The 10,164-nt window shown below is 38.6% G+C and carries 13 protein-coding genes; 11 read left to right on the top strand and 2 right to left on the bottom strand.

Going from position 1 to position 10,164, the window contains the following annotated elements; genetic code table 11:
* Window positions 1-223: 223 nt before the first annotated feature.
* Complete coding sequence (gene sda / locus KO561_RS11565; RefSeq protein WP_231093409.1) at window positions 224-364, bottom strand: sporulation histidine kinase inhibitor Sda; 141 nt, start codon at window positions 362-364, stop codon at window positions 224-226.
* A 401-nt stretch (window positions 365-765) separates the two neighbouring features.
* Here sda and KO561_RS11560 point away from each other — a divergent pair, with 401 nt between their 5' ends.
* From KO561_RS11560 to KO561_RS11525, 8 genes are read left to right on the top strand one after another with little or no spacing between them, the layout of a single operon-like run.
* Window positions 766-1,281 carry a YqeG family HAD IIIA-type phosphatase gene (locus KO561_RS11560; protein ID WP_231093408.1) on the top strand — a complete coding sequence of 172 codons (516 nt, stop codon included), beginning with the start codon at window positions 766-768 and terminating at the stop codon, window positions 1,279-1,281.
* A gap of 2 nt (window positions 1,282-1,283) precedes the next feature.
* Entirely contained in the window at window positions 1,284-2,381 is a 1,098-nt protein-coding gene (yqeH, locus tag KO561_RS11555; RefSeq protein WP_231093407.1) for a ribosome biogenesis GTPase YqeH, read from the top strand.
* Window positions 2,382-2,392: 11 nt separating this feature from the next.
* A complete protein-coding gene (aroE, locus tag KO561_RS11550) occupies window positions 2,393-3,232 on the top strand; it encodes a shikimate dehydrogenase (protein ID WP_231093406.1) in 840 nt (279 codons plus the stop codon).
* A complete protein-coding gene (yhbY, locus tag KO561_RS11545; RefSeq protein ID WP_231093405.1) occupies window positions 3,233-3,523 on the top strand; it encodes a ribosome assembly RNA-binding protein YhbY in 291 nt (96 codons plus the stop codon). It abuts the gene before it with no gap.
* Window positions 3,524-3,532: 9 nt separating this feature from the next.
* Complete coding sequence (locus tag KO561_RS11540) at window positions 3,533-4,096, top strand: nicotinate-nucleotide adenylyltransferase (RefSeq protein WP_231093404.1); 564 nt, start codon at window positions 3,533-3,535, stop codon at window positions 4,094-4,096.
* A complete protein-coding gene (gene yqeK, locus KO561_RS11535; protein ID WP_231093403.1) occupies window positions 4,089-4,676 on the top strand; it encodes a bis(5'-nucleosyl)-tetraphosphatase (symmetrical) YqeK in 588 nt (195 codons plus the stop codon). Before KO561_RS11540 ends, yqeK begins: the two co-directional genes overlap by 8 nt.
* On the top strand, window positions 4,673-5,029 hold the full coding sequence (rsfS, locus tag KO561_RS11530; RefSeq protein ID WP_231093402.1) for a ribosome silencing factor: 357 nt from the start codon (window positions 4,673-4,675) through the stop codon (window positions 5,027-5,029). Before yqeK ends, rsfS begins: the two co-directional genes overlap by 4 nt.
* Window positions 5,030-5,033: 4 nt before the next feature.
* On the top strand, window positions 5,034-5,792 hold the full coding sequence (locus KO561_RS11525) for a class I SAM-dependent DNA methyltransferase (RefSeq protein WP_231093401.1): 759 nt from the start codon (window positions 5,034-5,036) through the stop codon (window positions 5,790-5,792).
* A gap of 56 nt (window positions 5,793-5,848) precedes the next feature.
* Here KO561_RS11525 and comER read toward each other — a convergent pair whose 3' ends face one another.
* Window positions 5,849-6,676 carry a late competence protein ComER gene (comER, locus tag KO561_RS11520; protein ID WP_231093400.1) on the bottom strand — a complete coding sequence of 276 codons (828 nt, stop codon included), beginning with the start codon at window positions 6,674-6,676 and terminating at the stop codon, window positions 5,849-5,851.
* An 82-nt stretch (window positions 6,677-6,758) separates the two neighbouring features.
* Between comER and KO561_RS11515 the strand changes: the two genes are divergently transcribed.
* The 3 genes from KO561_RS11515 to KO561_RS11505 all read left to right on the top strand — a co-directional run bounded on the left by KO561_RS11515 (window position 6,759) and on the right by KO561_RS11505 (window position 10,161).
* Window positions 6,759-7,355, top strand: coding sequence for a helix-hairpin-helix domain-containing protein (locus tag KO561_RS11515; RefSeq protein ID WP_231093399.1), 597 nt, complete (start codon window positions 6,759-6,761; stop codon window positions 7,353-7,355).
* A gap of 66 nt (window positions 7,356-7,421) precedes the next feature.
* Window positions 7,422-7,871, top strand: a complete 450-nt coding sequence (locus KO561_RS11510) for a ComE operon protein 2 (protein WP_231093398.1) — start codon at window positions 7,422-7,424, stop codon at window positions 7,869-7,871.
* Window positions 7,872-7,875: 4 nt separating this feature from the next.
* Entirely contained in the window at window positions 7,876-10,161 is a 2,286-nt protein-coding gene (locus tag KO561_RS11505) for a DNA internalization-related competence protein ComEC/Rec2 (RefSeq protein WP_231093397.1), read from the top strand.
* Window positions 10,162-10,164: the final 3 nt, after the last annotated feature.

The following is a 10,164-nucleotide window of genomic DNA, read 5'->3' as shown; positions in this document are numbered from 1 at the left end:
TCGTATGAGGCTGGGGCAAAAGGGTGCAGACGTTGTCCTCATAGGACGGTTTAGTCTAGAATCCATAATATCGGGTGCCCCGCGTTTTTGGTCTTTCCCCATTCATTTTATGATGAAAGTATTTATTATTCAACAATAGTACTTATTCTATCATAGCCGAAATAAAAAACCCTTGCCAATCATATGGCAAGAGCTTTGTCATTTTAAAGACGATATGTGTCTATTATCCGGAATATTCAATTTCATGCAGTAAGGATCGCTTTTTTATCTCTTGTTCAATCAACGTAATGAATTCATTACTTAAATCTAATTCATTTGCCTTGTAATAAGATTCGATTAATAATTTGTCTGATAAATGTTCCATATCGTTGCCTCCTGTAATGGAAGTCCCCTTGCAAGTGCATTACGAAAAGGTTTTAAGAGTAGGTCTGACCTCTGTCCCTTTCAAGATATTAATACTTTACCACGAAAAGAGAGGCCGGACAAGCGACGAGTTATCTACAGAAACCTGTATATAACTTGTTAGTAAACTAGGGATAACTTCTCTTAAATCTGGTGTATCATAGGGGATATTGTGTATAAAGTTATCCACAGAAATAAGCTTATCGAAATTTGTCGAAGGGTTTTTCGAAAAAAGTTGGATTTTTTTCATAAGAATGGTAGGTTATCTTAAATTTTCAAGATTTGTTTTGAAACAGTGAAAGAAATTGTATATCATGAGTAAGGAGTTAAAAGCTCGTGAAAAGGTAAATGAGGTGAATGAGTGTGTTAAAAAGGTTCTTACCTAATGAACATGTTAAAAGTGTGTTTGATATAAGACCAGAAGATTTAAAAGCAAAAGGAATAAAAGGTATCATTACCGATTTAGATAATACATTGGTAGCATGGGATGTTGCTGATGCAACACCAGAAATTATAGAATGGTTTAAGTTAATGGAAGATAGTGGCATTAAAATTACAATAATCTCTAATAATAAGGAAGAAAGAGTAAAATTGTTTTCCGAACCACTTCATACGCCATTTGTCTATAGTGCCAGAAAACCGCTCGGAAATGCCTTTAAGAAGGCTACCAAAACCATGGGTTTATCCAAGAATGAGGTTGTAGTGATTGGCGACCAGATTCTAACCGATGTTTTAGGAGGAAATAGTGCGGGCTTTTACACAATTTTAGTTGTACCGATTGTACAAACAGATGGCAAAATTACGAGAATAAATCGACAAATTGAACGAAGGATTTTAAGCTGGATGAGAAGAAAGGGAATGATTAGTTGGGAGGAATAGATGTGGAACCTATTATTTGTCAGGGGTGTGGAGTAGACGTACAGTCCGATGATGAAACATTACCGGGATATGTACCAGCTTCGGCTTTAAAGAAAGAACCGATCATTTGTAAACGATGTTTTCGATTAAAGCACTATAATGAAATACAAGATGTATCGTACACCGACGATGATTTTTTGAAAATGATTAGTCAAATCCGCGATGCAGAAGGATTAATTTTGAACATCGTTGATATTTTTGATTTCAGCGGGAGTGTCATCCCAAGCTTAAAAAGATTAACCGGACATAATCCTATCCTATTAATAGGGAACAAAGTCGACTTGTTACCAAAGTCCACTAATCTGAATCGGTTGAAAATGTGGATGAAACGGTCCGCAAATGAGTTGGGGTTGGAAGTGGAGGATGTCTTTTTAATTTCTTCTACAAAAGGGACTGGAATGGACAAGCTAACTTCACAAATTGAAACATATCGTAACGGAAAAGATGTGTACGTTGTAGGAAGCACCAATGTTGGGAAATCGACATTTATCAATCGACTAATCAACCAGACGACAGGTGTGAAGGATGCGATTACGACGTCGTATTTTCCAGGAACAACACTCGGTTTTATTGATATTCCTTTGGATGAGAAAACTTCTTTGTATGATACGCCTGGTGTTATTAATCGTGCCCAAATCTCTCACTATGTGTCCGAAGCCGACCTAAAAGTGATTACACCAACTAAAGAAGTCAAACCTAGAGTGTATCAGCTAAATGATAAACAGACATTGTTTTTTGGTGGATTGGCACGCTTGGATTTTGAAAAAGGAGACAGATCATCCTTCATTTGTTATTTTTCAAACACATTAAATATTCATCGAACAAAATTAGACAATGCATCGGATTTATATGAGAGGCAGTTAGGAGAGGTTTTACATCCTCCAGATGAAAAATCAAAGTCGACTCTTCCTCCTCTAAAAGCTCAATCCTTTAAAATAAAGGAAGAAAAAACAGATATCGTTTTTCCAGGACTAGGATGGGTAACCGTTCCGCCAGGTGTTACTGTTACCGCACATAGTCCGAAGGGAGTCACAGTGTCTATAAGGGAGGCACTTATTTAGGAGGGATATATATGGCGTTAACGTTAGGGTTAATTGGTTATCCAGCTAAGCATTCCTTATCACCTTGGCTTCATAGTGCGTTTATGGATCAAGTAGGAATAGACGGAACATATACGATTTACGAAACAAGTCCAGAAGCTTTACCGAGTCAACTTAGCAAGTTGAAGGAAAATGGAGTGGATGGGTTTAATGTCACGGTTCCATATAAACAAACGATTATGGAGTACTTGGATGAAGTAGAGCATGCGGCGAAAAACATTGGAGCAGTCAATACGGTTGCATGTCGTGATGGCAAGTGGATTGGCTATAATACCGACGGAATTGGGTATAAACAATCTTTAAAGGATTCGTTTCCTTCCTTGTTTACAGGACAAAAAAACGTACTCATCCTTGGGGCAGGAGGAGCTGCAAGGGGTATCTATTATGCTTTGTCCCAAGGTGAATTTCCCAAGGTCGATATCGCAAATCGCACGAAAGAAAAAGCAAAAGAGTTCCTTTCCTTAAAGGAAAAGCAGATTGAAACGAATATTTTAGATTATGCCGAGGCCGAACGAACGCTTTCACAGTATGATTTGATCGTCCAAACGACCTCTGTTGGAATGAAGCCGAATTACGATCAACAGGTAATCGACTTAACCAGACTATCGAAAGTTTCTATTGTAAGTGATATTGTCTATCAACCCATACAAACAAAGATTCTAGAAGCTGCACAAAATCGTGGTGCGCAGATTCACCATGGTCACGCTATGTTGCTTTACCAAGCCCAAGCTGCATTTGAGATATGGACGGGGAAACAAGTACAAGTAGATTCCATTCTCTTGGATTTAGAAAAAAGATTGCGAGGCGATTAAATGTTAACAGGTAAACAAAAAAGATTTTTACGAGCAGAAGCACATCACTTGAATCCAATCTTTCAAGTAGGTAAAGATGGAGTTAACGAAAATATGATTAAGCAAATTGATGAGGCTTTAGAAAAAAGAGAATTAATTAAAGTGACGGTATTACAGAACTGCCTGGAAGATAAAGACGAAGTAGCAGAAGCTATTTCCGAGGGTACAGGTGCAAACGTGGCCCAAGTTATTGGAAATACGATCGTCCTATATAAAGAATCCAAAGAAAACAAAACGATTCAATTGCCTTAGGGGTGAACTATGAAGAAAGTGGGATTATTAGGAGGTACCTTTGATCCTCCGCATTTTGGGCATTTGCTCATTGCAGAAGAAGTGTACCAAACGCTAGGATTAGATGAGGTATGGTTTATTCCATCTTATGAACCGCCTCACAAGCAAAAGGCTACAACCGAAAGCAAACACCGTGTTGACATGGTAAAGACAGCTATTCAGGACAATGACCACTTTCATGTCAATCTCATCGAAGTGAATCGAACTGGTAAGTCCTATAGTATTGATACGATAAAAAATCTAAAAGAAGAGCACCCAAATATCGATTTTTATTTTATCATAGGGGCAGACATGGTTGAATATTTACCTAAATGGGTACAAATTGAAGAGCTAGTGAAACTAATTCAATTTGTTGGTGTGAAAAGAAAAGAATACGAACTAGAAACTGACTATCCGATTATGGAAGTAAATACCCCTGAGTTTGCGGTATCCTCATCCATGATCAGACAAAGACTCCAAAAAGGATTGTCGGCCAAATACTTGTTGCCCGATCCGGTCATTCAATGGATAAAGGAGTATAAGCTTTATGAATAGAGATGAAGCATTAGCTATAGTGAAGCCTCAATTAAGAACGACTCGATTTGAACATACAGTCCGCGTTACTGATACCGCTTTAGAATTGGCCAAAAGGTTTGGTGGTAATTTAGAAAAGGCAGAGCTTGCTTCTATATTTCATGACTATGCGAAATATCGTAACATTCACGAAATGAAGCGGTGGATTATAACGGAAGCCTTGCCGAAGGACTTACTTCAGTATCATCATGAGCTCTGGCATGGTCCAGTTGGTGCCTTATTAGTTGAAAGAGAGGTTGGAATCTCGGACAGCGAAGTACTTTCAGCCATACGGTGGCATACTGCGGGTAAGGCTAATATGAGCCAATTAGATAAAATCGTTTTCTTGGCTGACTATATGGAACCGGGACGAGATTTTCCAGGTGTTGATGAAGTTCGGGAGGTCGCTCATAATAATCTGGAAAAAGCATGCTGGCTAGCAACGAAAAACACGATTATGCATTTAATGAAGAAAGGGCAGTCGATTTATCCAGACACCTTTCACTGTTATAATAGTTTGTTACATGACATTATGGAAAATACGGAGGGAAACCATGAATGAATAGTAAAGACCTAGTAAACTTAGCAGCAAAAGCTTGTGATGATAAGCGAGCCGAAGATATTGTTATTTTGGACATGGAAAATGTCTCTCTAATCGCCGACTATTTCTTAATCTGTGATGGGAGTAGTGAGAGACAAGTACAAGCAATAGCCCGAGAAATTAAAGAGCAAGCTGAAGAAGCTGGTACAGAAGTAAAAAGAATGGAAGGATTCGATCAAGCAAGGTGGGTATTAGTGGACCTTGGAGATGTTGTTTGTCACGTCTTCCATCGTGAAGAGCGAAATTATTATAATCTGGAAAGACTATGGGGAGACGCACCACTTGTGGAAACGGAATTCTCCCACGGAGGATAAGCCAATGTCCTATCAAAACATGGCGAAGGTGTATGATGTTTTGATGAAGGATGCACCTTACGAAAAGTGGACAGAGCTGGCATTGCAATGGATGGAAAAGCAATCCAACCAACCCTGTCGTATATTAGATTTGGGTTGTGGAACGGGTCCTATAACACGCCGATTAGCTAGTCATGGACATCAACTAATCGGCGTTGACTACTCCGATGAAATGCTTGCACAGGCAAGATACCAAGCGGAGAACGAAAAATTACATATTCAGTGGATTCAGCAAGATATTCGTTATTTAAGTGGTATAAAGGATCAAGATCTGGCGATAAGCTTTTGTGATGTAATGAACTACATTACCTCTGCAGTTGACGTAGCTACCGTGTTTGATCAAGTACACGGTTCGTTAAAAGAGGGCGGTTTATTTATATTTGATGTTCACTCCATCGATCACGTTGAAAACGATTTAAGGAATCAGATTTTTTCTGAAGTCTATGAGGACGTCAGCTATATTTGGATGTGTGAATCAGGAGAGGCTGTGGGGGAGGTATTTCATGAACTAACCTTCTTTTTACAGGAAGAGGAGTCTGGACTCTACAGTCGTTTTGATGAATCTCACCATCAACGTACTTATTCCGAAAAAAGTTATCGCGAGTGGTTAAAGCTAGCTGGTTTTGAAGTGGTTTCCGTTTTTGGGGACTTTGATTCACAAGCTACGAACATTTCCTCGGCTGAAAGAATATTTTTTGTATGTAAAAAAGTTCGAAAAAGCTAATTTAGCTAATTCGAACTTTTTTTGCAGGAATATACAGCCAGTTGTCGAATTTTTTCTTAGTCCCTTATTTGCAACTGCTCACTTATTTTGGAGACATCCTCATCGTACTTGGCATGGGTGCTTCTTATCAATACATGGAATAGATCCCCAAGCTCGTTGTCCATAGCTTTGATCCCTTCACCGGTCACTCCGCCCTTCACACATACTTTTTGAATAAGCTCAGGTAGGGTGAAATGACCATCTTCTAAAAGCTTCCCAAAACCTACAAACATTTTTTCTGTTAGGTCTGTTGCTGTTTGTTTGTCTATTTTGGTTTCGGCTACAGCTGATTCAATAAACTGTTCTGCCAAATAACCAAAAAAAGCAGGACCGCAGGAAACGATATCGGATGAAATACGCGTGATATCGTCTTCAATATAGAATGGTGTAGAGTATATTTTACTGCTTTGTTCCAAATAACCTTTCCTTTCTTTAGACATGCTTTCTCCAAAAGTTAATAGCGTAATTCCAGATAAAGCACGATTCGTAATACTCGGTATCATTCTGGCTACTTGGCATGGAACTAAGGATTCAAGTTTCTCTACAGAAAAAGGACTTGTAATCGAAACTAAGCATTGATCCTCTCGCCAATGCTCTTTTGTTTTGCTAAGTAATGGATGAATTTCTAGTGGTTTTACACAAACAAATACAATATCTACTTCATCAATTAAATCCTCGACTTGCTCTGAAACATGAATGTCAGGATATGTTTTTTGAATATCATATGCCTTTTGTAAAGTTCGATTATGGATGTACAAATGATCTTCTTGCACGACATTGGAGGACATCCAGCTATTAATGAGAATGCTCCCCATGTTACCTGTTCCTATTACTCCCCATTTCATTGTTGCTCCCCCACTCTTCATGGATTTCATCTACAACATTCTATGTTTTGAAAGAGAAAATATGAAAGGAACGTGATATTCCTTGGTTTGGATAAAGAACAATTGGATCATTTGTGTCCTCTTACTTATAGGAGCAGGATTTGTTTTTATTCAATGGATACACCCAGCTCAGGAGCAAAAGCAACAAGGCTTTACGATAGAAGATGCAGAGAAACAAGAGGAGCAACTTAAGGAAGCGAAAGAGAGTGGGATAAAATCACCTGTAGCCCTTGTCGATGTAAAAGGAGAAGTGAACAAGCCTGGAGTTTATGAAGTTACAACTGAGGTCCGAGTAGGAGAGGTTATTGAACAAGCTGGTGGTTTTACAGAAAACGCGAATCAGCTTGCTGTTAATTTGGCACAACGTATTCAAGACGAGATGGTTATTCTTGTACCAAAAAAAGGTGAAGAGAGTCCAACAGGAGGGAGTATCTCTGTTCAAAGTAACAAGATATCTATCAATAGTGCAAACCAATCAGAATTAGAAGAGTTGAATGGGATTGGAGAAAAGAAAGCATTAGCCATTATTGAATATCGGGAAGAGCACGGAAATTTTCAATCTAAGGAAGATATTTTGCAGGTTCCTGGAATTGGGGAAAAGACGTTAGCTAACTTTGAAAATCAGTTGCGAGTTCCTTAAACATATTGACTATCAAATAGGGCGGGGGTACACTAAAAGGATAATTTGTACAAGGTGGTAGCGAATATGGAACGGATATCTTGGGATCAATATTTTATGTCACAAAGTCATCTCTTAGCGTTAAGAAGTACTTGTCAGCGCTTAATGGTTGGAGCAACTGTTGTAAGAGATAAACGTATTATTGCAGGAGGTTACAATGGCAGTGTATCAGGAGGTATTCATTGTTCGGATGAAGGATGTTATGTAATCGACGGGCATTGTGTCCGTACCATTCATGCGGAAATAAACGCCCTTTTACAGTGTGCTAAGTTTGGAGTTCCAACAGAGGGTGCAGAGATTTATGTTACACATTTTCCTTGCTTACATTGCTGTAAATCGATTATCCAAAGTGGAATAAAAGCTGTGTATTATGCAGAGGATTATAAAAATCATCCTTATGCCATTGAGCTATTTCGTGATGCTGACATCCAAGTAGAAAAAGTGCCTCTGGAGCAAGTATCTATACAGCTGAAATAAAATCTTGAAAAATGGGGTGGTCCTAATAAAAGGCTATTGGCATTGGCTAGCTTTTGCAGCATTAATCGCTGCACTAACGGCCACCTTTGATACGTATAGTTTGTTAGGTATCTTTTTATTGTGGCTAGCTTGGGTTCACTATAAGCATAGCCATTTACGTGCTTTTTTGGTCCTATTACTTCTATTTACATTTGTGCTGTTTTTCTGGTTCGACTCTACTCCGAAATCTTCTCCACCACAAACATCTACTTCGTCCACATTCCAGGGCAAAATTGTTTCGATCGAAGCCCGTAAAGCCGATCGTTATACGTTTGTTATCGAAGAAGAAAACAAGCAGAAGACGATGATTACGATCTTTCCGGAAAATCGAGAGGATCTTCGTAAGAACTTATCTACTATTAAGTATGGGGCCATATGTAGGATGGAAGGAAAGAAAGAAATTCCGGATGGTAGTAGAAATCCTGGTCAATTTGATTATCGGAAATATTTAGAACAAGATGGTATTTACTTTCAAGTAACAAATCCGGTCTCTTTTAAATGTATGGGATCAAGTCACCTCGAATATCTCTATTCAGTGAAAGAAAAATGGATCGGGTATATAGAACGGTATGATTCATTTACAAGCGCTTGGTTACAAGCACTATTGCTGGGAGATGACAGTGCTTTACCAGATGAAACCATAGAGCTATTCCGGCGTTGGGGTCTGTCTCATTTATTAGCTATTTCAGGGCTTCATGTTGGTTTATTAATTGGAATGGTCTACCTTGCTCTTATAAAGATTGGACAAGTAACGAAAGAAAAGGCTCAATTAGGCATTCTTTTCTTATTGCCTTTCTATGCTTTTCTTGCAGGAGGGGAACCTTCAATCTGGCGAGCTTCGTCTATGGTGATTTTGGCCATTATGCTACAGCGTTTTCACGTAAAGTATCCTGTGTCAGATATTATAAGTGTGGTTTTTATTTTTCTTCTCCTTACAGATGCTACGATGATTCGCAACATTGGTTTCCAATTTTCTTTTCTAGTGACCTTTAGTATCCTCTTATCAAAAAAGTGGTTAGAAAGTACTTCTTCCTTGCTTGTCGTCCTCCGAATTAGTTTGATCGCACAGCTATGTGTCCTTCCATTACAGGCTTTTCATTTTTACTCCTTTAATCCACTATCGGTACTCATCAATGTTATGGTTGTTCCTTATTTTTCATTTATCGTCATGCCATTTGTTGTTGTATTATTTCTTCTTGTTATTCTGTTACCGTGGGTTGGAATATTACTACAGCACTTATTCACGGGACTCCATCAAACGGTTATCCAATGCCTCTATGCTATAGACGAGTTTGCTTACATACCATGGGTAACCGGAAAGCTTTCTCTTCCATTCATCTTCCTTCTTTTTATTTGCTTCATTTTTATGATGCAGGCTCAATTACGAAAATCTCATAACAGAGCATTCCTCTGTGGGTGTATCTTCGTCCTTCTTCTTGTCATCCATTCTATGCTTCCTTATTTGAATCCAAAAGGCACGTTAACCATGTTAGACATTGGGCAAGGGGATTGCTTTGTGTTAGAACTTCCATATCGACAAGGTGTAATCATAATCGACGCGGCGGGGAAGAGGACCATCACGAATGAAGTAACTGACCAAACTTTTACTCAAGTGATTCGTCCTTTTCTACAGGCAAAGGGCATTCGAACCATTGATGCAATTATCATAAGCCATAATGACCTAGATCATGTTGGGAGTGTTCCATTTCTCCTGCAGCATTTCAACGTTAAATCAATTTGGACAAGTCCCTTTTTTGAACTAGAACCTGCACTAAAAAATGGGCTCCAAAAACAAAAAATTCAGGTTAAAAGTGTGGAAAAAGGGGAAGTGTTTTATATACAAGGGCAATCCTTTTATACGTTCCATCCAGACAAAGACCTTGGTGAAAAAAACCGGAACTCCTTAGTACTGTTTTTTGAATTAGGTGGTTTAGATTGGTTATTTACCGGGGATATAGGGGTGGAGGAAGAAAAAAAGATTACAACAGACTATTCAGATTTGCATGTCGATATTTTAAAGGTTGCTCATCATGGAAGTAAGACATCGACATCTGAGCAGTTATTACAAAGAACGAAACCAAAAATGGCTTTGATTTCCGTTGGGCAGGATAACCGCTATGGTCATCCAAATCAAGATGTTATACAGCGTTTAAAGAAGTATGACGTTTCAATCATGAGAACGGACCTAAATGGAGCCATCATGTACGAATTTAAAAAAGAAGAAGGAACATTTTTTAAGTATATTCCATAGACT

It is taken from the genome of Radiobacillus kanasensis, from assembly GCF_021049245.1.
GTDB classification, from domain to species: domain Bacteria; phylum Bacillota; class Bacilli; order Bacillales; family Amphibacillaceae; genus Radiobacillus; species Radiobacillus kanasensis.
The sequence above is the reverse complement of the archived record's forward strand: the minus strand, read 5'-3'. Positions and strand labels throughout refer to the sequence as shown.

What these genes read in the sequence shown, in the direction of transcription:
- comER (WP_231093400.1), bottom strand. Translation starts at nt 6,676, where the DNA reads ATGAAATGGGGAGTAATAGGAACAGGTAACATGGGGAGCATTCTCATT.
- aroE (WP_231093406.1), top strand. Translation starts at nt 2,393, where the DNA reads ATGGCGTTAACGTTAGGGTTAATTGGTTATCCAGCTAAGCATTCCTTA.
- sda (WP_231093409.1), bottom strand. Translation starts at nt 364, where the DNA reads ATGGAACATTTATCAGACAAATTATTAATCGAATCTTATTACAAGGCA.
- rsfS (WP_231093402.1), top strand. Translation starts at nt 4,673, where the DNA reads ATGAATAGTAAAGACCTAGTAAACTTAGCAGCAAAAGCTTGTGATGAT.
- KO561_RS11525 (WP_231093401.1), top strand. Translation starts at nt 5,034, where the DNA reads ATGTCCTATCAAAACATGGCGAAGGTGTATGATGTTTTGATGAAGGAT.
- KO561_RS11540 (WP_231093404.1), top strand. Translation starts at nt 3,533, where the DNA reads ATGAAGAAAGTGGGATTATTAGGAGGTACCTTTGATCCTCCGCATTTT.
- KO561_RS11510 (WP_231093398.1), top strand. Translation starts at nt 7,422, where the DNA reads ATGGAACGGATATCTTGGGATCAATATTTTATGTCACAAAGTCATCTC.
- yhbY (WP_231093405.1), top strand. Translation starts at nt 3,233, where the DNA reads ATGTTAACAGGTAAACAAAAAAGATTTTTACGAGCAGAAGCACATCAC.
- yqeK (WP_231093403.1), top strand. Translation starts at nt 4,089, where the DNA reads ATGAATAGAGATGAAGCATTAGCTATAGTGAAGCCTCAATTAAGAACG.